The sequence below is a fragment of the Teredinibacter franksiae genome, from assembly GCF_014218805.1.
In the GTDB taxonomy this organism is placed as follows: domain Bacteria; phylum Pseudomonadota; class Gammaproteobacteria; order Pseudomonadales; family Cellvibrionaceae; genus Teredinibacter; species Teredinibacter franksiae.
Map to the genome: position 1 here is coordinate 135,056 of NZ_JACJUV010000008.1, position 23,569 is coordinate 158,624.

A 23,569-nucleotide genomic window follows, 5' to 3' on the forward strand; every position below is an offset into this window, starting at 1 on the left:
GAAACCTACGTTAATTCCTATTACCTAATAACCAATTACCAACCCCTTGAAGGTACTTCACAGCACTATCGCCTTCTTTATGGGTGACATCTTTTAGAATATCGGCAATTTCCTGTTTACGCCCCTCCGATAGCTGCGCGTGCCGCTGAGAGAAACCGGTAAAAGCAACTTGATCGTTAATAGAAAGTGCAACAGGAGGAGGATGACTGGCCACATCGGGCAGCGTATCAAGATCTTTATTGGTTTCGTTTCGACGATGAATAACAACGGAGCCTGCCGCGAGATCACCCAATCGTTGAAAATTTTGGGTACTGCACATCACCAACAAACCCAGCGTATAGCCGAAGGGAATGATATCGGCAGCGCGGAGCAAATTCCGTATGAGTGATGTACTCCAGGTAATGGGCGTTAGGTCGTCATTAACAACGGCAATACCCATCGATTTTTTCCCGGGCGTTTGACCTTTGCGTAACACCTCAAAGAGCACCGGGTAAAACCATTCCGCTACAAACCACATAATCAAGAAAATGCCCCAACCGGCTTTCCCGGTAAAACCGAGAACAATCATCAACACGATGAGAGCAATTACGCGGTAGGCAAAATCGATGGCGAACGCCAACACACGTACTACCGGCCCAGCGAGCTGCGCGGTTAAATCGATAGCCTCGGGGGTTTCCACATGATAACTAGTGTCCAATAACGTCTGCATATCCGTCGCCAGGGCCTACTGATGATGTGCTAGGCCACTACTACTGGGCTCCCCTATCTAACGATTTATCACTTTAACTTGGGAATATACCTTGATAGCATCAGGATATTCAAGGGAGCCTCCAAATATTGGTCTTCGAGTCGGTAGCAGATGCGACTTATTAGGGCCATCCGCCAGCCCGAGCGCTATGACTCTACCTCTACACGTCATTCGCACCCAAACCCAGGCAAGTGAATAACGAACCGGAAATCGAACAAAAATACACCAAATCACAGCTTATTGCCGCTTGCAACGCTGCCGTGTACAACCAGCAGCCTAGGGACTAATACATCTAGGAAATCCACCTGAGTATGCCACGAGCGGTACCTATTGCTGAGCTAATATACATTATTTAGGTTCTCACACACCCGTAATAGCCAAATCAACCAAGATGCTGTGCTTCCTCTCTCCCTATGCTCCCTCCTAATGGGTAAATAATAAAAAGCTTTTATCGTGGGTATGTCAATATCGTACCCTAGCCTCCCTTTCCAAGCCGACCAACGTCGTAATGAGGTTGGCGAAAGCGCGTCCTTCGGGGCTATGGGTGTAATTATTTGACTAGTGTAAATAGGCGTCAATACAATGTTCAACACACGCCAGAAATCATTTAAAAATCAGGGAAACAATGATGATCACTCTTTCACAATTAACTGAGCTGTTAGGATGGGCATCCTTAATCAATATCGGCTATCTTTTTCTAGCTACCATAGCACTAACCCTTATGAAAGGAACAATATCATCTATCCATAGCAAAATGCTTAATATAGACGAAAAGGAATTAGGTGCTAAGTATTTTGATTTTTTAAGCCGCTATAAAATAATGACGTTAGTTTTTATGGTTGCACCGTATATCGCCTTAAAAATCATGGGGCAATAACCATAAACGAGCCCAGCCACAACCGTACACATTACAATTTAAGGGTTTATTTCGCGAGCAACGCGGGAATTGAAATGATTTGGCAGTAAAGACACGCAGGGCGTTGTACTACCGTAAACACATCCGCCTTTGCCACCACACTCTCGCTTAGATACCGCTTGAGTATGCCATATTTTAAAAACTGCAATTGATAATTTAACAAGCTTACGCCACTGCGTTTCGCTACTACATTTCGCTACTACATTTGGATAAAAACACCATGTATAAATCAGCAATATTGTTTTTTGCTTTAAGCTGTACACCAATGGTATACGGCGAGAACAACCCTGGTCACGCCGAGCATGCGGATGAACACAAAAGTGCTGCTACACATAAAAACGTTACTGAACATATCCACCCCACCTTAAATCATGGCGCCAAATGGCAAATGGATCACCATACGCGTAAAATGTTCACCTCTATGAGCGAGCGAGTTCACACAGAAGGAGATCTCAAGGACATTGGAGGAAAGCTGAATGACGACCTACAAAAATTAATTGAGGGCTGCACGATGACCGGCGCAGCACACGATCAACTACACATTTTTTTAACACCATACATTCCAGCGGTAGCCAAGCTGGCTGAGCAAGGCACTAAAGAGGCATTCCAAGAAGTAAAACGGGCACTTGATGATTACCAGAGTTACTTCGAATAGTTTAGCGAAAAAAAATCTTGGCATTTAAAATAGGTTCAGATACTACATTAATGAGCCTTATCGTATCGATTCTCTGGGATCATCCAAAAGAAAGCAAAAAAAACTGGGATTGAACCAGAATTAAAGCTGGAGAACTCACCAGTATTGGAAAAACAAAACGCTGCGCTGCAGATCCCAAGGTGAAGCCCTTCGATTGATTAAAGCCAAACCTTACAATAGGACGCAAGATGAAAACTATTGGTATTCTAGGCGGTATAGGCCCTGAGTCTACAATCGACTACTATCGCAAAATCATAGCCGCTTATCGGCAACGTGAACCTAACGGTAACTACCCACAAATAATAATAAACAGCATCAACCTTAAACAGATGTTGGAGCTTATTACCAATGAACAATTTGACGACGTCATCAGCCTTCTTGTCACTGAACTGAAAAAACTTGCGGATGCAGGTGCAGACTTCGCATTACTGGCCTCAAACACTCCCCATGTAGTGTTTGACAAAGTACGGGAATTGTCATCACTGCCACTGATAAGTATTGTAGAAGAGGCGTGCCATAAATCGATTGAACTCAACTTACAACGAGTAGGCCTGTTCGGCACCAAATTCACCATGCAAGGAAAATTTTACCAACAAGTATTCTCGCAACACAGTATTCAAGTATTTACCCCAGACGAAACAGAGCAAAAATACATTCATAGCCGTTACATGGGCGAGCTGGTTGAAGGTGTTGTACGTAATGAAACAAGATCTCAACTGCTCTCTATAGCCGCCAAAATGAAACGTACGCATAACATACAAGGCCTTATTCTTGGGGGCACTGAACTTTCTTTAATACTAAAAAATAGCGACTTTACCGATATGTTTGCACTTGATACAGCGGCAATCCATGTTGAAAGCGTAATCAAAATTCTCGATCTGTAATGGTCGGTATTAATTTTTCACGCAGCGTTAGATTTTTGGGCGCTAACAAGAACCATCCTAATACACCGCTGGCCACTTAGGTTTTACCATTGATGATATAAAACAATATAAATTCCTATCAAACAAGTGGCTGCACCCCTAACCGAACGTCACATTCACTTTAAGCCAACAAACACTATGTACATACGTAAACCTTTTGAAATTACCGACCGAACTGAAATAGACGCATTTATTGAAGCCAATGCATTTGGACAACTTATCTCCCTCTCCGAAGGCCGCCTGCTTTCAACACACCTTCCTTTTTTACTGTCTGAGGATAAAACCACATTACTTGGCCATTTAGCACTTCAAAACCCACAGGCCAGCGACATTCAAAACCAGGAAGTTTTAGTAACACTACAAGGCGCCCATAACTACATATCACCGACTTGGTACTTAACTCCAGGCGTGCCTACCTGGAACTATCAAGCCGTGCATATCTACGGCCGGTGTACACTATTTGACGATACCGAAGTTCTGAGAGACCTAGTTGACGCACTTACTAGCCGATACGAATCTGAACTGCCTACGCAGTGGAATCCTGAGTACAGCTCAGGTATGTTAAAAGCCATTGTCGGTATTGAAATCGCTATGAACGAGGTTCAGTGTCAATACAAACTTAACCAAAACCGCTCTACACAGGACCAGCAGCATGTTATCAATCAGCTGGAATCAAATGGATCACATCAACTGGCTAAGGCTATGCGCGCAAACCAAAAGTAGTGTGGTAAGCCAAGTTACTTTTACTCATATACGCACGTAAGCTAAAAATCTGGGAGGGCCATAGCGCAAACTCACTACCGGTAGAGTGCCTACAACGATTTTACGTTACCCGAACCAGAAATCTTTGTTTCCAGTTTTGGGTTGCCTCTATAGGCAATATCTCCACTGCCCGAAATACGCGTTTTCAGTAATGTCTTAGCATACACTTTTGCATCCCCTGCCCCGCTAATTTTCACGTCTACGTGTTCAGCTTCGAGGTTTTCCATTTTGATATCACCAGAGCCTGATATATTCAACTCTAGTTTGCGCACTTTTCCGTTAGCTTTAATATCTCCTGAACCAGAAATCTGGGCCGTAAAAGTGTCGGCTTGAATATTGTCGATTTCGAATGAACCAGCACCCGATATACGCACACTGTTTAGTTCTCTCACCGAAATTTCGATTTCTATATCGTCACCCCAGCGTCGATTTTTTTCTTCAGTAATGGTCAGTATGCCGTTCTTAAGCTTTAGTTTTAAGGTTTTGAAGACATCTTCATCTGCGATAATCTTTACCCGCTGTTCTTCACCCACTTTCACTTTAACGTCCCCAGGCACCCGCAGCTTTATCGCACTGAAAGGGTCTAAGTCGTAGGTCTTCAAGACATCGGCAAAGCCATTCTGGCTAAGGCATAAAATGGCAGTAGCAAAAAGAGGAGCGAAAAAATTGCGGTTTACTGTGAACAAAGACATGCTTGCGGTTCCTTTTAATGATGGTGTTCTAAGCATTACGCCACTAACGCGTGATGAGCCAGCTATGGTTTACCCAACTACTCTAGGTGCTAGACTTAACATCATGAACTATGCCAAGGTTAACCCCACGCTATCTCATTGATTTTTATAGCAATTTCCACACTGTCGTAAAAACACGCTTCCTTCCGATCATTTCACTTGCTAACATTCAGCCAACTAAACTAACTAGTGGCGCAAATGGCTAACCCACATACCCCCCCTAAAGTCATCGGTGAATCCAATGCCTTCCTTGAAGTATTGGAACAGGTTTCGCAGATGACCCAACTGAACAGACCCGTTCTAGTGATTGGCGAACGGGGGACCGGCAAAGAACTCATAGCCGAGCGGCTTCACTACCTCTCAGACCGCTGGAGTAAATCATTGATAAAGATGAATTGCGCCGCACTCAACCAAGAACTACTAGAATCTGAACTATTTGGGCACGAGGCAGGAGCCTTTACAGGAGCCAGTAAGCTCCACAAAGGACGTTTTGAGCGGGCCGATGGTGGCACATTGTTTTTAGACGAAGTGGGTACCATGTCTATGCGTACCCAAGAAAAACTGCTGCGCTTTGTAGAATACGGGGAATACGAACGCCTCGGTGGTAGCTCAACACTCACAGCGGATGTGCGCCTAGTAGCGGCAACCAATGTCGATTTACCTGAATTGGCTGACGAAGGGATGTTCCGCCATGACTTACTCGACCGCCTCGCCTTCGATGTCGTTACCTTACCCCCCCTCAGAGCGCGCCACGAAGACATATTACTGCTTGCCGAACACTACGCCCTAAGTATGGCAAAAGAATTAGGCCTACCGTTTTTCTCCGGGTTTTCACCCGAGGCCGTCGCACAACTGCACAACCACCCTTGGCCCGGCAATGTGCGCGAGCTTAAAAATGTGATTGAACGGAGTGTGGCGCGGTGGGGAGCAGAGCCAGAACCCATAGAAGAAATTCAAATAGATCCTTTTTCCTCTCCCTACCGGCTGCAACGTAAAACCCAACCCAAGATTGCACACTTAACACCAACGCCCCCTGCAACGGCTAAAGCACCTGCGGTAAAGCCAGAGCTACAGAATTTGCCCTTAGATTTTAAGGAGGAGGTAGAAAACTTCGAAAAGCGCCTGTTAGACCAAGCACTCAAAGAGGCGCGCTTTAATCAACGGAAGGCAGCGGAGCTACTGGGCTTAAGCTACCACCAATTGCGCGGAAGCCTTAAGAAATACTCCTTAGCGAAAGAAGCCGATGCGCAGGAAAACTGACACCTAACCTTCTAGCCCATGAGGTTGAGGGCTTTATCTTCCTCTAGGGCCATTTCATTGCGGTAATCAACACTGTCGTCGGAATGAAAATTTGTCTGTGCATTACCCAATAGGTACTCTTCAACATTGCAATCATAAAAGTGCAAAGCTCAAACGGGTATCGTCGATACTGCGTTGCCACTTTAGGCCTCGTATTTCCAACTCAAATCGTTTCTCAACACTCACATTAACCAAAATACCGATTCACGTCTTTGGTTTACAAGGGATGGCACCATAATCGCCATAAACTTTAACCTAGCCTTCGCTTACCCTTCCCCGCCCCTCAAAAATATTTTATTGCACCGCAAGGTATCTGTTACCTACATTTTCTTTGATTTTCACCATACGCTATCCTTACTTTGTCCTTTTACCCACCCAAGCCGCATTACTCTGCGTGCACCTCCTTGAGGGAACATAACGAGAAGGAATCTTCCATGCACAAACCCTACGTCTTACCCGCCTCTATTATCACGATCGGTGCTCTAGCCATCGCTTTACTGGTTTTTTTTAAACCCACACCCGAACCAGCCCCGCCCGAGACAACGCCCGCAAACGTTAAAGTATCTGTTATCCCTGCACAGAAGCTAGTAACACGCCTCAGCGTTACCACTCAGGGTACCGTCACCCCTCGAAGGGAGATCGATTTACTCTCGCAAGTTGCCGGACAGATCTTGAGCGTGGAAACTAATTTTGTAGATGGCGGCTTTTTCGAAACATCTCAAGTACTTATCCAAATTGATGATCGCGAATACCAGGCTGCACTGCTAAGGGCCAAAGCCCAAGTTGCCGAGGCACAATACCGGCTCGCAGAAGAGAAAGGCGTAAGTCGTCAAGCCAAGCGTGAATGGCGTGACTTAGGCAACCAAAACGCCAACGATCTATTCCTACGCAAACCACAACTGGCCTCAGCACAGGCCAATTTGGAGTCTGCTCGCGGTGCCTTAGACATGGCAGCATTAAACCTAGAACGCACCCGCATAATGGTGCCCTTTAACGGTCGGGTAAAACAAACGTATGTGGATCTAGGCCAGTACACAACGCCTGGCAGCCGCTTAGCAACCGTGTACGATTCAACACTGGTTGAAATACGCTTACCGCTGACTGAACAACAGGCCGCCCTTATCGACCTACCACTGCTTCCCCAGAGCATGGGCGCTACCTTACGCCTGCCGCCCGTTGCCATTCGCGCTAGCGTTGCCGGTGAAAAACACACCTGGCTAGGCGTCCTTACCCGAACGGACTCTTTTGTAGACGCCAACTCCCGAATGTATTACGCCATTGCTGAAGTGCGCAACCCCTTTCTCACCAGTGATGGGCAGGTGGCCCCACTATTGCCCGGTTTATTTGTTGAGGCTGAAATTGAAGGCCGTGAAATCACCGATGTAATTCAACTCCCCAGAAAAGCACTATTCGAACGCGATAAAATATTCTCGTTGGACAGCCATAATAAAATCAGTTCGAACACTGTGCGTGTACTGCGCAAATCCGAAGAGTTTGTATGGATTCAGGCAGGGTTTGACGATCAAACGTTGGTATCGACAGAAAAGCAGGGCCTTACACCCGCTGGCAGCGTTGTCGACCCCATTCACTTAGATGCACCAACACAGCTTGAAATTCAAACGGCCGCAACACCAACGCCAACGTCAATCGATGACGAAACCAAAGGACTATAGCCATGGGCGCACTGATTCGATGGTTCGTAGACAACCCCATCGCCGCAAATTTACTCATGATTGCCATGCTATTGGGTGGCTATTTCAGCGTAGACAGCGTTAAGAAAGAAACCTTTCCCACTTTTACCGGCGATGTAATAAATGTTTCAATGGTATACCCCGGTGCAGGCCCTTCTGAAGTTGAACAACAAATTGTAGTGCGTATTGAAGAGGCCATTTCAGACTTGCCCGGCATTTATCAAATCACTTCAGAGTCACGCGAAAGCTACGGCAATGTAAGTGTTGTGGTTACTGAAGGTTTTGATGTTCGCACCCTCATCAGTGATATTAAAGTACGTGTAGATGCGATTAACACATTTCCGGTTGCAGCCGAGCGCCCCACCATTCAGCAGTTTGTCTACCGCGAATTTTTAATGTGGATGGCGCTCTACGGCGATGCTGATTTACGTACAATGAAAAACCTCGCTTACCAAATTCGCGACGAAATGTCCGTACTCCCCGGTATTTCCGAAGTATTGGTAACCGGACTAAAAACCGACGAAGTGGCGATCGAAATTTCTGAAGCCTCACTTCGCCGCTACAACATTAGCTTTAACGAAGTGGCTGCTGCCATTCGCCAGACATCTCTCAATGTACCCGCGGGAACCATAAAATCAAAAGACGGCGACATTCAAATTCAAACCCGCGCCCAAGCTTATGACTACGACGATTTTGCCCAAATTGTAGTCCGTAGCACGCGTGACGGTCAGCAACTTCTATTAGGCGAAATAGCCGAGATCAACGACGGTTTTTCTGAAGAAAATGTACTTTTCCGTATGAACGGCAAGCCAGGCCTGAATATGGAAGTGAAAATGAGTGACGACCCGCTACTGTTTGAAGGCACAAAAAATGCGAAAAAATATATAGAAGAATTTCAGCAACTTTTGCCACAGGGCTTATCGTTGAAAATAAACTTTGAAGCAAAGTCGATGTTCGACAGTAGGTTCGATCTGTTAAAAGACAATGCCCTCAGTGGTTTAGCCTTAGTTTTTATTATTCTTATGCTTTTTCTACGGCCCATTTTAGCGCTGTGGGTTGTAGTGGGCATAGGTACCACATTTGCCGGTGCCATTTGGTTACTGCCGCTTTTCAACGTATCCATCAATATGCTTTCGATGTTTGCTTTTCTTATGGTGCTGGGTATTGTCGTAGATGATGCGATTATTGTTGGGGAAAGTGTGTACCGCCATCAACAAAGAGGCGAAAAAGGCAACTTGGCCGCTTATTCGGGCACAATGTCTGTTTTAAAGCCAGTTTTTCTTGCAGTAGTGAGTACTATACTTTTCTTTCTGCCTATGATCGACGTTCCCACCACAGTACTAGTCTATACCCAATCGATCTTTTTCGTCGTTCTATTGTGCCTTATCTTTTCGCTCGTTGAAGCTCTACTCATACTACCCTCTCACTTGTCACACATGAAGCCAGAAACACCCAGTCGGTTTGCACCGTTGCGAAAACTGGAAAGCCTCCGCCACTGGTTTTCTTCTCACATGGATAGTTTTGCACATAACACTTATTTACCCTGGCTAAAAAAATGCATGGCCCATAAGGGCAGTACGTTTTTGCTGTTCTTCTTTATTTTCACCGTTGCCGTGGTGTTAGGCCAAACCGGTTGGGTAAAAAGCAGTTTTCAACCAAACGTTCCACGACCGTTTATCATGATTAACGTAGGCTTTGCAGACGGAACACCCTTTTCAACAACCAAAGCCACCGCAGAACATATTAGAAACCAGATGGATGTTGTTTCCGCAGACGAAGAACTCATTGCACAAAATAGCGGTAAGCCATTTACGCGCGAACTCAACATGTCCGTGAACGGCACTTCGGCCACTATCTTTTTTGGCCTAACGCCGGCCGAAGAGAGAACTATTGAACTCGAAGTGGTTGCCAACAAACTGCGCGAACTGATCGGCCCACTACCAGAAGCAAAATCCTTCTCGCTCAACTTTTCCATGGGTGGCGACAGTACCGACATAACGTTAAACATGAATATGCTCGAAAACCGATCCAGCATACAACAGCAAGCCGTCGCAGACGTATTAGCAACGCTGGCTTCTTACCCAGGTGTTTTCAATGTGCGCAGTGATTTAGATTCCGAGCGCACAGAGGTGGAAGTGGACTTAAAACCCTATGCCGAAACACTTGGCATTACGCTCGGCGATGTTGCCAAACAGGTGCGCCAGGGCTTTTACGGTGAGGAAATTCAGCGTATCCCAAGAGCAAAAGAAGACGTACGGGTAATGTTGCGCTACCCGGCGGACGAAAGGCGTACGCTCGACACACTGGATGATATGCGTATCCGCACACAAGACGGCCGAGAAATACCCATTAATGCCGTTGCAGATGTACAGCTGGTACCTGGGTCCAGCACTATTCGCCGAGTAGACCGCAGACGTAACATTAGCATCACCGCAGAAGTGGAAGAAGGTACTGATGCCACTCAAATTGTCGACGAAATACTGGGGGCGAATCTCACTAACTGGAAGCAGCAATACTTGGGCTTCACATTGTCTACAGATGGAAACCTACGAAACCAAGAAGAATTTGGTGCCAACTTCGGCGTTAATTACTTATTAGCACTCATCGTTGTGTACGCATTATTCGCGATAGCCTTTCGATCACTTTACCAGCCCGCGCTCATCATTCTCGCAGTGCCTTTTGGGTATGTGGGGGCTTTAATAGGGCATATGATTTGGGGCACTAATATCAGTATATTTTCGTTCTTCGGTATCCTCGCCTGCTCGGGCGTTGTGGTAAACGATAACCTGGTATTACTTGAACGTATTAATACCCTCAGGGAACGAGGTGAAAGCGTAAAAGACGCTGTGTTAAATGCTGGAATCGATCGCTTCCGCCCGATTGTGCTCACCTCTATTACCACTTTTGTTGGGCTGCTACCCATATTGTTTGAACGCAGTACTCAAGCCATGTTTTTACAGCCAATGGTTATAGCCCTCTCACACGGCGTGGCTTTTTCTTCAATCGTTACCTTGTTCCTCGTTCCTTGTGGCTACTACGCCAGCGAGAAAGGCAAAGAACGTCTTTCTGGGGTTTGGAGCAGGTTTAAGATTAAATACTTAGGGGAGGTAACAGCCATTGAAAACACACCTTCCGATTAGCAAGCAAATAGTATAGCCGTGACAAGCCGTTAACTGTCCACTTTAAGGCACGGCTATTATCAACTTAACGAATAAGTTATTTAGCTAACCACTGAATAACTTGTTCGCACCGGCACCACCATACCACGTCGTAATTCAACTCATGATTTTGAGGGCTCAATCGCTTTTGCCAATCACCTACAGGGCACCGCTATTAATTGAGTTTAGTCGCTACCGCTGGCAGTCGATGTGTGAATGATAGCACTGATCAATCCTAACCAATAAGTGAAACGTTAACCTTCAACCGGAGCAACGCTGGCTTACCGCCAACACACCGTGTGGCAGCGCAAAGTCGTTGCTGAAATCAGTCGACCTATACTATGTATAACCTTAGCGCCGTGCTTTTTTATGGTTTATAGTTTAAGGGCCCCTCTATCAACAAAACACAGCCTGGAGACCAAGTGAAAAACTATCAACTGGTACTCACTGAACACCTAAATCACTACGGCTATTTGTTCGGCGGCACGTTATTAAAATGGGTAGATGAATCTGCGTATATAGGCGCCCGTTTAGATTACCCAGGAAAAAGCTTCGTAACCGCCGGGCTAGAAAAAGTCAGCTATAAAAAGCGCGTTGAACTCGGCAGTATTCTTTCGTTTCAAGTTGAAAAGCAAAAGGTTGGAAATACCAGCATAACCTACAAAGTAGTCGCCAGCGTTGCCAGCTCTACCAGCAATTCCGATGAAGAAGAGCCAGAAATATTCTCAACAGAAGTCACTTTCGTATGTATCGACAAAGACGGCCGTAAATGCTCAATACATTAAGGGCACATCTATTAATTGATTAAAAAGAGCCGTGGCCTTTGAACATTAGCTCAACAATCGGCTAGGCTATTTCGACAAGAATGGGCGGCTGAACATTTGTTCTGCGCTTTTGACTAGATTCAACACGCGGGCGTTTTTGCGCTGTAGCACTTCTAAACTGTGCAACATTATTTTTGGCAGTCAACGGAATTTGCACAATAAACTGTGTGTATTGCTTTAAATGGTAGCGTATATCCACCTTTCCACCCATAGATTTAGTATGCTCCTTTACCAAATCTAACCCTACACCGCGGCCAGCATGCTCCTGTTTTTGTGCAAGCGTACTAAAGCCGGGTAAAAACAATGAATTCAATAAGTCCTCACGCGATAATCGTGCTGTACGCATAACACTGTAATCATATTTTACGACCAAGCGTTTACGCACTTCATCAAGGTCTATACCTCTACCATTATCACGCACCACAACAAACAAGCCCTGCTTTGTTCGCTTGGTATAAACCGATACAGCGCCCAGGCTGGGCTTACCAGATCGGCTTCGTTCTACGGGGGTTTCTATACCATGAGCCACAGCATTACGAATAAGCTGTATAACAATATCCTGCACCTTCGCTTGATACTCTTTGGGGATTTCGGCAATTTTGAAGTTATCGAGATTAAGTGCAACTTGCTTGCCGTAGCTTCTACTCACATTTAATGCCAACACCTGAAATGCAGCATTAATACCCCCATTACTACTATCACGCTTATTTTGTACCGGCGGAGCTTTTCTAGATTTGGCTTTAGATTCGAGCGCGGTTTTTTTTATTTGCTGACACACTTTCACAATTTTTCGCATATACAAGCCGACAACCTGCAATTGCGCTTTCTCAACACGCTGCAGGCGGAGCATACGCTCCAGCGAATCCTCCAAACCGACAATAAGCTTACTCAAACCACCAATGCCAACAACCGTCGCTTCACCCTTAAGTTTATGCGCCACACGAGCCATGGCCCGAATCGTATTCTGGGATGCAGGCTTACGTAACAGCAGGTTTATATCGGTAACACCCTCGTTCATACTTTCTAGTAGCAGGGTTAGGGTGATGGCATCGACTTTCATAACAAGCACTGGTTGAAATTCATTCGACGCCAGTATGTCACAGGGCGTAGCGGCGAGAATAGCGAAACAACGGGCTTGATGCTGGAGTGTGATGGGTGTCGTAACGGCTTGGTGAACCGACGCATAATTCAACAGGCTGACGGCGCAATTAGCCTTCAGCTCTCACCCCTTGGGGTGCTCGATAGCATGGCGAACAACCTGCTGAATGGCTTCGAGCGGAATATTATCCTTCATACGAAAGTTGATACAACCTTGGCCCGCTTTATATTCGGGGTAAGCCAACTTAAACGCTTCGATATGGTGGGCACCACAGGTGTATAGCGACACGTAGCTCTTCTGATTGGCAATTGCCACCCAGCCCTCAGAATAACTATAGGTAGGCATTTTGTAGTGCATGTCGACTTTAGCATCCGGAAAACAAGCGAGTATCGCCTCATGTAGCAGTTTAAGCTTCTCTCTCCGCTTTTCCGGCAAAGCGGCAAAATAGTTTTCTACATCCGTATTCATCTAGCCTCCACCATCATTTTTCGTATTGACTATGCATTATTTTAGAAGCCGATTTGAAAATATAAAGGGAAGCTTAGCGGTATTTTAAAAAAATATAGCTATCCGCCAAACGGTAGCCTGGCCAACAGTCGCAAAACAATAGTTTTTGGGCGCCGAACCAAGGCCAAACTGTCGACCTTCCAGATAGAAGCCTAACGAGCCCTTGGTAGGCGTCATCCGAAATTATTGCCCTCTACCGGCTTTAATGTACACAGGTTATGGGATTCTACTGACGGACACCTCCAATAATTGAATTTTGCCTCTGTAGGGTCTGGCGAGCCTTAGCGTAAGGCACACGGCATAGCGGAAGGCTGGCTGCCTTGCCAATTGGGCCAACGCCGCAATAAGGTTTGCCAGGCCACGCCCTTAGGCGCTTTGTGTGCGATTCATAGAGCAGCCCTTACCGCACTTCATCTATTTTAATACCCCAAAACGCCTGCGCCAATATGAACACACGGCCGCATACAAGCGCAAAGCCTACTCGCCCTGCAATACTTTCCAAGAGACTTCGCAAGTATTATCTTCCATCGCAACATGGAAAGAATCATCCGCAATGGTCACCGCAAAGCTCATAGTCCTACTGACAGATGTAGAGAGATTCTGTAGCTCCGCCCAAGGAAACTGAATAACATTTACCGCGAGGGAGGAGCACTTCTTTTTCGACTGTTCCCACCATGTATCCGACTTCGAATTAAAGGTGTATACCCAAACTCCGCCTGCCTGCCTTGTGGCTTTTTTAATACTGTCTGGGTTCGGCTCACCCACCACGATCCACTGCGCTATTTGACCATCAAGGGTTTTCAGCCATATATCAGGTGCTTCCGGTGTAGAAAGCCCCTTAGTAAACTCAAGCCCCTCACCGGCATGAAGACAAAAACCAAGAACACGAGCCATCATACGTTCAACCTTTTCACTGGGGTGCTGAGCAACAGTAAGATTTAAAGTGCTGTAATAATCACGATTAAGGTCTGAAAGCGATATCGTAAATTTGTAAATAGTTGCGCTAAGAGCCATTGGCTAGATCCGGTTAATGATAGAGAGGTAAGTTATTTAAATGCCTAACTGACGAACGGCATTTCGTGCGGCTTTGTCCACCAATGCAAACAAATGATCTGTCGACGTTTTATTTTTAGATGCTTTATGCCCCTCGAGTTTAAGTAGCTGGCAGTGGATATGCTTACTCTTCAACTTGTCTATGAGTGCATAAAACTGCTGGTAAAGATCAGCATTATTCAAGCGCTTGCCATTTTTCGAAATATAATTATTCGCCTCCAGCTTTTTTCGCCTAGCGGCCAACCCCACCAAGGTTTGACAATCGGTATAACATTCTAAGGAGGCCGGCATGCTGGTGTTGTCGTCACACAACAAACCTAATGCCCATAAGAATGTTTGCAGCTCTAATCGAGTAGAGCTGGTATTCATAAATTGCTTCGTGCGAATACGGCTTTTTAGGCGCTCTAGTGACTCACCCGCATCGAAAACCAACAAATAGGCACCGCAACCAATGCCTGTAGCTGGCTGAACACTTCCATCCGTAAATATTTTCACTTATTAACCTTTTTAACACGTAAATTGTGTTGGTTAACCATTTCTAATGAGCCGTTCCAAATATCCCACACAGCGTGGTTCACCCAACCATCATCCCTGTACTGAGGGTCGGCTATCAATCATCATAAGATCCAGGGTTTTTTGCGCCTTTTCTGGGTTCGTAAGATCTTTAACTTCCAACATTTCACATTCGTCCCTCACCATTTCGTCAATACGAGTGGGGTAATGTCGGCAGTCTTCCGGGCGGTCATGATAAATCGCGCAGGTATACTTTTCCTCATTCGGCAACTTCTCCAACCAAGGACATCGCTCTAACAACACCCCGGTAGCCGGGTCTGTCCAAATATTACCGTTGTTGGTATAAGCATAGATAGGGGGCCGAAACGCATCCCAAAATTCAATTTCTTCGGCACTGGCCGATAAACCGCCGTTGCCGTATTTAAGACAGCACTTTCCACACTGGTTACAGGCTCGCATAAAGTTACCACCCCAAAATAGGCTTGGCTTGCCCGCCTACACCTAAGCAAAGATCAATTCGGCCGCATTGTATCAGCCTATTGCCACGCAGCGCGCGCAGAACACTCTATGTGTTTGATATTATTGACTATTTAACAGGCGACACCCCGTATGGAACACCCCAAAACTGCCGCCGCAGCAGCACTCAACGGTCTGCCAAGCCACGCCCCATCGGACCTACACTCCGATCACCACGGGTTTCTCTATCGTCTCATGCCAAACGGTATTGGATACTGTATCATTCGCGACAATTCAACATTGATTTTTGGCGCGCAGCATTATTTGCCCAGCGCCCCTAGGGTGGTTTAAAAATGAAGGTTTGTGGTATAGAAATTAAGGGGAAAGAGGCTGTTATTTGCCTCCTGAGCAGTGACAACGGCCTGTTTGAAATATCAGATTGCCGCGTACGCAGCCTAACACTAAAAGACCCCGATACCAGCGAAGGTCTACTCGGGTTTCAGACGACTTTGGCAAAATTGGCCGAAGACTATAAAGTAGAGAAAATCATCATTAAAGAACGTCCCAAAAAAGGCAAATTTGCCGGGGGAGCCGAAGGCTTTAAAATGGAAGCCGCCATTCAGCTAATCGACACTGTGCAGGTTAGCCTCATGTCAGCTTCTCGCTCAAAGGTGCTCTTAAAAGCCAAGCCCCTGCCCATTTCATTTTCGGAAACCGACTTAAAAGCATTTCAAGAAACCGCTTTTAAAACAGCCTACGCCGCACTTATTGATATTAACGAAGTGGTAGAGACTAGTAATGACAGAGTTTAGCCAACTAAACCTACACCCGTCTCTGGGTAGAGCGATAGATAAGCTCGGTTTTACACAAGCTACCGACGTACAGGCGAAAACAATACCCGCGGTTATGCAGGGTAACGACATAATGGTATCTGCACGCACAGGTAGCGGAAAAACCGGTGCTTTTGTGCTGCCAATGTTGCACCGATTTTTACTGGACCCCCAAAACAAAACCGCTACACGCGCGCTAATACTGGTTCCCACCCGTGAACTTGCACTGCAAACTGTTAAATCTTTTGAAAGTTTCGCAGCGTACACGCAAATTAAAATTGGCCGCATTATGGGCGGTGAAGCCTACAGGCATCAAGTAGCGACACTACGGAAAAACCCCGAAGTATTAGTGGCCACACCTGGACGCTTAGTGGAGCATATAAAAAATGGCAATATCGATTTTTCTGATTTAGAAATCCTAGTGCTCGATGAATCCGATCGCATGCTCGACATGGGTTTCAAAGAAGCCATGCACACCATTGCAGAAGCCTGTAGCCCTGCCCGGCAAAACCTCTTGTTTTCCGCTACCCTCAAACATAAAGGCATTGGAGGCATAACCGGGCTGCTGAAAAACCCAGAGCGCATCCAAATAGACGATGCAAAAGATGGCCATGCCAACATTACCCAACAGCGCGTACTGGCCGACGACGACCGCCACAAAGAAAAATTGATTGTTCGCCTAGTGGAAGAACAGGAAGCCGAGCGCGTTATTGTATTTTGTGCTACGCGGTTACAGTGCCAAAAAGTAAGCAACATGCTGCGCGCGAACAAGTTAGTATCGGAATACATTCACGGCGAAGTAGAGCAAAACGATAGAAAACAATTGCTCAATCGTTTTAGAGACGGAAAAATACGCGTATTGGTTGCCACTGATGTTGCCGCTCGCGGGTTAGATATTAGCGATGTGGACATGGTAATTAACCATAGCATCGCCTTCTCCGGTGACGACCACGTGCACCGTGTCGGCCGAACCGGCAGAGCTGATAAAGAAGGCTTAGCCATTACCTTGGTTGGCCCCAACGAATGGAATGTCATGTCGAGCATAGAGCGTTATTTAAACATACGCTTAACGCCGCGCAAGGTTACAGGGTTAGAGGCGCAATACGCAGGGCCCAAAAAGCTGAAAAGTTCGGGCAAAGCGGCCGGGCCCAAAAAGAAAAAAAGTAACCTTGCCACCGGTAAAGCAGGGAAAAAAACCACCGGTAAAAAATCGACGGCCGCCAAAAAAACACAGCCCAAGCGCGCGCCTAAGGCCGCATCCAGAACACCCTTAGGTGACGGGTTATCTCCTTTACGTCGTAAAAAACCGTCAGATTAACCCAGCGCTTACCTAAAGCGCTGCTCAATTAAGCGCTTTAGGCACCTCACTTTGCGTGTGGTACCTGCGCAAAGCAAAATGTACGGGGCCCTGTGCCTGATGAAGTCTTTTAACGCCGAGTTGAGGTACCCACAAGACTCTCGAGAGGCACCCGCGTTACTTGCACGTCCTCTTTATTGGTTGCATAGGCTACATATAACGCATTTTGCCACACCACAGCCTTTGGGTAACTGTAGCCTATCCGTTTGTACTGCCCTTCGAACCGCATGGGCTGTAAATCCGCTCCCCCCGAACGCAATAAATAGGCTTTGTTAAATTCTCGCCCGTTTTTACTCAGAGAAATAACCAGCGGAATGCGCGTTTTATTGTGGCTAGGGTTATTCACGAGGTACGCAGTGCCATCCGGTAAATTTCCGGCACACTGTTTTGAGCGAGAGTCAGGAAAATTTGTTACTGTCGGTTTTGTCCATGTTTTTCCATTATCCCTACTGATAGAAGCCAGTTTTTTAAATGTGCTCGCCTGATCCCGAAAAACCATAACCGGGTTACCATCGGCACGGTAAAACCAACTTGGCTCAATCTCCCTGCTAGTATTTTTATTGAACGGCAAATTGGCCATTTCGCCTTTCGTCCAACCCGCTATACCCAGCCTATCATCAGTAAAATAAGGCGCAACTTTTAACCCTGGCGGCTGATGAAACGCACTAATAATTCTACCGTTTGGAAGCGCATGAACATCTTGCTCAAACACCCCGTCTACCGGCTGCCCGGTGTTGGCTAACACCCTCTTGGGTTCCGACCAACGAACACCGTCTTGGCTTAACCTATATTCTGTGTACCCGGCTTTCGGCTCAAGTTCTTTTGGCCACACATTAACGTAAGCCACTAAGATTTCACCATCAGTCCACCAACCACCACTGGTGCGCATGCCGTTGTCCAACGTTGGGGCCAGTACCAAAGGCGACGACCAATTAATACCCCCTAGCGCACGACTATAAGCCACCCAAGTATCAGCGGAGTCTTCGTCACGATTGGAACTTTGCCACTGAGCATAAAGATAGCCTTTAAAACCAATAAGCACCGCTCCGTTAGCGTATTGGTCCGAGTCGCCGGACGGCTTATACACGGTATTGGTTATTGTATGCTTGGCAAATACCAGGCCCAGTGATTCTGGTTGTGAAAAATCGAACAATTCGGAAGTCGCATAAAAGGGTTTACCCTCCGGTTCTTTAGCGAAGGATAAACCGGCAAACCCAATTAGTGTCAGGTAAAAGCAAAATACTGATTTTTTAAAGAATGCCATCATCACAGCCATGAAGGTAGAATTTAGACAACAGACAATCGAAGCTAAACAGAGCTTACAACACGTTAGAGTCGACTAAAACGGCGTTTATCTATCTATTTTTTTAATGACGTTATAGGTCTTTATACTAAGAATGGTGACTGAAAGCACAATCGTCACGCAGTTTGCCACGATTATCACTGGGTCTTTTCGAAGTAAACCGTACGCCAGCCATAATACAACCCCCGCATTAAAGGCAACGTACATCAGTAGCGACAATGAACTGGTATCGCGAGTACGCACCACCTTAATTGCCTGAGGCAAAAAAGAACTGGTGGTTAAGCAAGCGGCGGCATACCCAATAAATTCGGCGTACAGCATTTATTACATCCTTCTACTGGGGCTTGAATAGGTACATGCATAAGTGCGGCAAGTACTTACCTGAGGGTATTCTTGCCTCTAGACACTGTACAGGCATGGTCGAACATCGAAACATTGCTCAATCAACGCTACCCACAAATTGCTCGAGAAAACGTGGTACAAGCAAAAAACTCTGATATTCTGCCACCACTATACTCTAGCCTCTGTATTCTTAACGAGAAAGCCCTATGTCCTCCATTTCAATTGACAACTTTGATGATTTTTTAGCCATAGCGCGGGAGCAAACGGAGCCTCAACGCTTACTCATTGTACTAGCCAAACGGGAATTACCCGATGGCCACACACCCGCTCAAGCCGAACAGTTCGAAAAAGGCGAAGGCGGCCATTTGGCACCTATAGCCGGTGTAGACAAATTACCCGAAGACATAGACAGTTTTGCCACATTCGCAGACGAAACCAAGCAGGTAACAGAAACCTGGGACGCCATATTTGTAGCAGCATTGGTAGGAGAAGCTCAATTACCCAGCGCCGAAGAAACCGACATGGCAATGGAAAAAGTATTACACAGCATTCGCGACGGTAACATTAGCAACCTATTGGTATTCGACAATGAGGGGTTACCGCTGGAATTAATTGCGGGCTAAGTACTTGAACGTTTAGCGTACGCTCTGGCATATACTCCAGTCGCTTGTAAAGGCGCAAGACTATAGAACAAGCCCTACTCACGTAAACGCACCCAGCGTATGGGATGCGCTTAGAGCTCACTACCACTTTAAAACGCCCGATCCGGAACTCGATAACAACCCTATAAAGGATTAAAAGTTAGTTTAGACCTGAGCAACGCCTGATAAACAGCTGATACATTAACGCCCCACTATGGAACGGCCGTTTCAGCTTCAGGGTCAGTACTACTGGCAACGCCGTTTTGTGTCATTTTAAACATGTACCAGTACGTTTTTCCGCTTTCCAACCCTTCATCAATAAACTCACCTGAAATTGTCGCTCCTATTACTATCCGAGTGCGCCCTGTATCAGTATTTTTATCATTGCGATAAAGCTCCAAATAGGTTATATCCGGTACAAAATTTTGCAGATCCCAGGTTACCGTCACATTAGTTCCATTTACCACCGTGCTCAAATTTGTAACCCCGGGCTCGGCAGGCTCAGGATCATTTGACACCGCATCTACCGGAATCGTGGTTTCAGCTTCAGGGTCAGTACTAAAGGCCTTCTCAATTCCATTTTGGTTCATTTTAAACATATACCAATAGGTAGTACCTGGCACTAAACCGGTATCTCTAAATGTACCAGCCAAATCTGCACCGGGAACTATACGTGTTCGGCCTGCCGCCTCGTTTTTATCATTTCTATACACTTCAAGATAGGTTATTTCCGGCTCGAAGTATTTTAGATCCCAAGCCAACTCAATGGCGGTACCATCAACAACCGTCGTTACGTTTGTAACAGGAATTTCATTGACATAAGGCACACGAATTTCAGCTTCAGAGTCAGTGTTATTAACCACGGCTCCTTGAGTAACTTTAAACATATACCAATAGGTATTACCTGACTCTACTGTTGTATCTACGAAACTACCCGAAGCATCAGCTCCAGCAACAACTATAGTACGGCCAGCGGTGTCGTTAATATCATTACGGTAAACCTCTAGCCCAGTGACCACTGGGGAATAATTTTGCAGGTCCCAGCTCAAGATAACGCTAGTACCATCTAACTCAGTCGTTAGATTTGTACTTGGAATACCAAGCCCTTCACTATTATTAAAAACAGCTGTGAGGGCTGTATCAGCATTACCGGAAATGTATTGATACAGCGCACTATCAGAAATTTGTGTGTCATCTTCATCTAACCACTGTGTAAATACATCGCCATCGTTGGCTAACGCCTTTAGGGTAATAGGTGTGCCATCCGGGTAGGAAAACCCGTTCGTAAATGTTCCCGCACTCCCACTAGGGCTGGTAATATCCAAGGCGTACTTAGGCTTTAATGCATCAACTAGAGGCGCTAACGCGACATTGCTACTCAACTCTTCCACACCTTCTGCCACTAAGCGGGCAAGCTCTACAGCACCGGCCTCTTGAAAATGCACGGTGTCAGACCGGCCATCCGCGAAGTTGGCATATTCACCTGCGGCGAAACCCATATAATAAAAGCGGTTAGCGTAGTCCTCTCCAACAAACTCCAACAACGCCTTATTTTTTTCATCTAGATCAATAAGGGCTACGTCAAGATCGGCCGCCAGAGTTCGGACAGCACCAGGATGCTCATGGTAGGCATCATAAGGGCTGCCGTCGTTCCATTGATTACGTCGTACAGTCGATACAAATACTGGCGTTGCACCAAGTGCAATAGTCTCATTGGCAAAACTAGTCATGTAACCTTCAAATACGCCACCCGTTCGTGCCGATCTATCGGGGTCATCAAACGCTCGATCATTAATACCAAACTGTATGAAAACAAAATCGCCTTCAACTATACCCGCTTTAACATCATTCCAGTGATCGTTATAGAAACTCTTTGAGCTCCTGCCACCAAGTGCGGCATTGTCAACACTGATTTTTGTACTATCAAAGAAAGGCTGTAAAACTTGGCCCCATCCAGTTTGTGGATAATAACTTTCCGCATAATTCGCTACCGTCGAATCCCCAATTAAAAATGCTGTAGGTACAACAAGGGGGACCTCACCATTGAATGCAGCTGCAACCTTAAGGTTTCTAGAGGGCATGGCGATTTGAAGAATAGTCTCGTCTTCAATTAACGCACCTAAACGATACCAGGCATTAAATGAATCATCAGTACCCGGAATAGTTTTAAGTGTTAAAGGTGTATCTTTCGGATAAGCGTTATTTTTGGTAATAATACTATCATTTGCGCCTACATTTTCGACTGTTAAGGCATAGCGCTGCTTAATGAGCGGTAATAAAGACTGAATATCGTTACGAGCACTTAACTCTTCAATACCTTCTACTATTAGTCGAGACATTTCGATAGCACCGAATTCTTGGAAATGAGTACCGTCATCACTGCCGTCGGGATAATTCTCATATTCGCCTGAGTCGAGAATTAAATATAAATAATGTGAAGCTTGTTCAACACCGAGAGAGTTTACAAGATCGTAGGACATCATATTCAAATCAACAAAGGCCACATCCAATTCGGAAGCGACTTTGGCCATAGAGCCTCGGTAATCATTACCACTCTCGGTAAAAACATTTCTAAGCACATCGCCACTATAAGCATTCATCACCATTGGGCTCACAAGTATAGGGACAGCCCCGTTGGCAATAATTTCATCGACATACTTTGTTAGATAGCCTTCAAAATCTTCGGGAGAGGTATAACGCTCCGGTTTAGTATCTCTATCATTATGGCCAAATTGGATGAGTACGAAATCTTCAGAGCCAATTTCGTCAACAACACTATCCCAAAGCCCGACTTCGTTATAGTAGCTTCGTGAGCTACGACCACCACGAGCGCGGTTTTCTATTTGTACTTTTTGTTCGTCAAAGTAGTACTCGAGAACTTGCCCCCAGCCAGTTTGAGGATAATACGATGTGCCATAGTTCGCGACAGTCGAATCGCCGATAACGAATATTTGTGTTTTTTCAGGCGCGGCTGTCGGCGCGGCTGTCGGCGTGTCCGTCGGTGCGGCTGTCGGCGTGTCCGTCGGCGCGGCTGTCGGTGCGGCTGTCGGTGTGTCCGTCGGTGCGGCTGTCGGTGCGGCTGTCGGTGCGGCTGTCGGTGTGTCCGTCGGTGCGGCTGTCGGTGCGGCTGTCGGTGTACCAGTCGGCCCTGAAGAACCGCCACCACAACCTCCAATCATAAATACCATTAAAATTAGTACAAGAAAACGACTCATAGTGACTCCCTATTAACATAAGTAATATTATTAAAATATGCCTCAGGTAGGACTATGGCACTAACCCCAAGGCTTTCAGTCAATATAAAACATAATTGGCCACATTCAATCATTTTTATTCGAGATAATAACGTATTGGTGACTGTAAATGATCGATACTGGGTGGAATCTTCGACCAAAGCCGCCCATCTACAGTAAAAATGTTGCAATCCGCTCTCATCTCCCAGAAAAATTGGCGTGTAAATTTACTTATGCCTCCCTACTCAGCGACTAAACTATGGGAATACGTCAATGACTTCTTGAGAATAGATACAACACTAAAACCCCATTTTTTGCTTGCTTACAGCTAAAAGTAAACTGGACCCCATAAACGGCTACGTAAAATGGGTCTATTAAGAGAGCCTGTAATCAAACTTATTCGGTACTCGAGGTAAAGCTTTTGAGTAACCCGGAATCCTAGACTACCAAGAGTTACCTAACCCCTACCCCTTGTTAACCACAGACGGC

21 protein-coding genes are annotated in these 23,569 nt (G+C 46.0%); 11 read left to right on the plus strand and 10 right to left on the minus strand.

The features are described 5' to 3' along the window. Window positions 1-10: 10 nt before the first annotated feature. Complete coding sequence (locus H5336_RS20380) at window positions 11-709, minus strand: RDD family protein (RefSeq protein WP_185236300.1); 699 nt, start codon at window positions 707-709, stop codon at window positions 11-13. Between the two features lie 667 nt (window positions 710-1,376). On the opposite strand from H5336_RS20380, the gene H5336_RS20385 reads away from it, so the two are divergent. The 4 genes from H5336_RS20385 (at window position 1,377) to H5336_RS20400 (ending at window position 4,004) form a co-directional block, all read left to right on the plus strand. Beyond that, the gene (locus H5336_RS20385) at window positions 1,377-1,625 is read left to right on the plus strand and encodes a DUF6868 family protein (protein ID WP_185236673.1); all 249 of its coding nucleotides are present in this window, start codon (window positions 1,377-1,379) and stop codon (window positions 1,623-1,625) included. A 259-nt stretch (window positions 1,626-1,884) separates the two neighbouring features. Then, on the plus strand, window positions 1,885-2,319 hold the full coding sequence (locus tag H5336_RS20390) for a hypothetical protein (RefSeq protein ID WP_185236301.1): 435 nt from the start codon (window positions 1,885-1,887) through the stop codon (window positions 2,317-2,319). A 227-nt stretch (window positions 2,320-2,546) separates the two neighbouring features. Further along, the gene (locus H5336_RS20395) at window positions 2,547-3,242 is read left to right on the plus strand and encodes an aspartate/glutamate racemase family protein (protein ID WP_185236302.1); all 696 of its coding nucleotides are present in this window, start codon (window positions 2,547-2,549) and stop codon (window positions 3,240-3,242) included. 177 nt (window positions 3,243-3,419) lie between these two features. After that, on the plus strand, window positions 3,420-4,004 hold the full coding sequence (locus tag H5336_RS20400; protein ID WP_185236303.1) for an FMN-binding negative transcriptional regulator: 585 nt from the start codon (window positions 3,420-3,422) through the stop codon (window positions 4,002-4,004). A gap of 89 nt (window positions 4,005-4,093) precedes the next feature. Here the strand turns inward: H5336_RS20400 and H5336_RS20405 are convergent, their stop codons facing one another. Next, window positions 4,094-4,735 carry a head GIN domain-containing protein gene (locus H5336_RS20405; protein WP_185236304.1) on the minus strand — a complete coding sequence of 214 codons (642 nt, stop codon included), beginning with the start codon at window positions 4,733-4,735 and terminating at the stop codon, window positions 4,094-4,096. Between the two features lie 237 nt (window positions 4,736-4,972). On the opposite strand from H5336_RS20405, the gene pspF reads away from it, so the two are divergent. The 4 genes from pspF to H5336_RS20425 all read left to right on the plus strand — a co-directional run bounded on the left by pspF (window position 4,973) and on the right by H5336_RS20425 (window position 11,707). Further along, entirely contained in the window at window positions 4,973-6,034 is a 1,062-nt protein-coding gene (gene pspF / locus H5336_RS20410; protein ID WP_185236305.1) for a phage shock protein operon transcriptional activator, read from the plus strand. A 473-nt stretch (window positions 6,035-6,507) separates the two neighbouring features. Beyond that, window positions 6,508-7,746: an efflux RND transporter periplasmic adaptor subunit gene (locus H5336_RS20415; protein WP_185236306.1), complete on the plus strand. Its 1,239-nt coding sequence runs from the start codon at window positions 6,508-6,510 to the stop codon at window positions 7,744-7,746. Window positions 7,747-7,748: 2 nt separating this feature from the next. Next, window positions 7,749-10,904, plus strand: a complete 3,156-nt coding sequence (locus H5336_RS20420; RefSeq protein ID WP_185236307.1) for an efflux RND transporter permease subunit — start codon at window positions 7,749-7,751, stop codon at window positions 10,902-10,904. 440 nt (window positions 10,905-11,344) lie between these two features. Continuing rightward, window positions 11,345-11,707 (plus strand): acyl-CoA thioesterase, encoded by a 363-nt coding sequence (locus tag H5336_RS20425; protein WP_185236308.1) that lies wholly within the window; start codon window positions 11,345-11,347, stop codon window positions 11,705-11,707. A 61-nt stretch (window positions 11,708-11,768) separates the two neighbouring features. On the opposite strand, the gene H5336_RS20430 is transcribed toward H5336_RS20425, so the two are convergent. From H5336_RS20430 to H5336_RS20450, 5 genes are all read right to left on the minus strand, one after another. Further along, complete coding sequence (locus H5336_RS20430; RefSeq protein WP_185236309.1) at window positions 11,769-12,938, minus strand: Hpt domain-containing protein; 1,170 nt, start codon at window positions 12,936-12,938, stop codon at window positions 11,769-11,771. 30 nt (window positions 12,939-12,968) lie between these two features. Next, window positions 12,969-13,313, minus strand: coding sequence for an iron chaperone (locus H5336_RS20435; protein ID WP_185236310.1), 345 nt, complete (start codon window positions 13,311-13,313; stop codon window positions 12,969-12,971). 516 nt (window positions 13,314-13,829) lie between these two features. Continuing rightward, complete coding sequence (locus H5336_RS20440) at window positions 13,830-14,366, minus strand: YaeQ family protein (protein ID WP_185236311.1); 537 nt, start codon at window positions 14,364-14,366, stop codon at window positions 13,830-13,832. A gap of 36 nt (window positions 14,367-14,402) precedes the next feature. Continuing rightward, window positions 14,403-14,900, minus strand: a complete 498-nt coding sequence (locus tag H5336_RS20445; RefSeq protein WP_185236312.1) for a ribonuclease HI — start codon at window positions 14,898-14,900, stop codon at window positions 14,403-14,405. A gap of 90 nt (window positions 14,901-14,990) precedes the next feature. After that, the gene (locus H5336_RS20450) at window positions 14,991-15,377 is read right to left on the minus strand and encodes a YkgJ family cysteine cluster protein (RefSeq protein WP_185236313.1); all 387 of its coding nucleotides are present in this window, start codon (window positions 15,375-15,377) and stop codon (window positions 14,991-14,993) included. 350 nt (window positions 15,378-15,727) lie between these two features. Between H5336_RS20450 and H5336_RS20455 the strand changes: the two genes are divergently transcribed. After that, on the plus strand, window positions 15,728-16,186 hold the full coding sequence (locus tag H5336_RS20455; protein ID WP_185236314.1) for a DUF3010 family protein: 459 nt from the start codon (window positions 15,728-15,730) through the stop codon (window positions 16,184-16,186). After that, entirely contained in the window at window positions 16,173-17,522 is a 1,350-nt protein-coding gene (locus H5336_RS20460; protein WP_185236315.1) for a DEAD/DEAH box helicase, read from the plus strand. Before H5336_RS20455 ends, H5336_RS20460 begins: the two co-directional genes overlap by 14 nt. Before the next feature lie 109 nt (window positions 17,523-17,631). Here the strand turns inward: H5336_RS20460 and H5336_RS20465 are convergent, their stop codons facing one another. Further along, complete coding sequence (locus H5336_RS20465; protein WP_185236674.1) at window positions 17,632-18,825, minus strand: sialidase family protein; 1,194 nt, start codon at window positions 18,823-18,825, stop codon at window positions 17,632-17,634. 87 nt (window positions 18,826-18,912) lie between these two features. Further along, a complete protein-coding gene (locus tag H5336_RS20470) occupies window positions 18,913-19,185 on the minus strand; it encodes an SWEET family sugar transporter (RefSeq protein ID WP_185236316.1) in 273 nt (90 codons plus the stop codon). A gap of 227 nt (window positions 19,186-19,412) precedes the next feature. Here H5336_RS20470 and H5336_RS20475 point away from each other — a divergent pair, with 227 nt between their 5' ends. After that, complete coding sequence (locus tag H5336_RS20475) at window positions 19,413-19,829, plus strand: ribonucleotide reductase subunit alpha (RefSeq protein ID WP_185236317.1); 417 nt, start codon at window positions 19,413-19,415, stop codon at window positions 19,827-19,829. Window positions 19,830-20,059: 230 nt separating this feature from the next. On the opposite strand, the gene H5336_RS20480 is transcribed toward H5336_RS20475, so the two are convergent. Next, window positions 20,060-23,062, minus strand: coding sequence for a GDSL-type esterase/lipase family protein (locus H5336_RS20480; protein ID WP_185236318.1), 3,003 nt, complete (start codon window positions 23,060-23,062; stop codon window positions 20,060-20,062). Window positions 23,063-23,569: the final 507 nt, after the last annotated feature.